The organism is Tenacibaculum sp. AWR4_210 (assembly GCF_056160945.1).
In genome coordinates, this window is sequence record NZ_JBSWYF010000121.1 from 1 (window position 1) to 206 (window position 206).

Below are 206 nucleotides of genomic sequence, written 5' to 3' on the forward strand. Positions count from 1 at the left end.
CATACCATTGGATACCTGTTCCCGTAGCTACTAAATCCGCTACTGTTGGGCTATCGGCACTACAGAATGCTTGTGCACTTGCTGTTGGTGCTGTTGGTGTTGTGTTTACTGTTATACTTACTGAGGTTCTACTACTCTCACAGCTACTTACTGTTTGTGATGCATAGTAGGTTCCTGTGCTTAACGCTGTTGTTCCTGCTAAGGCA

1 protein-coding gene is annotated in these 206 nt (G+C 45.1%); it reads right to left on the reverse strand.

Annotation, left to right across the window (positions count from 1 at the left end; genetic code table 11):
* Positions 1 to 206: hypothetical protein (locus ACXAG7_RS20290; protein WP_476667980.1), on the reverse strand; the 206-nt coding region annotated here is incomplete at both ends.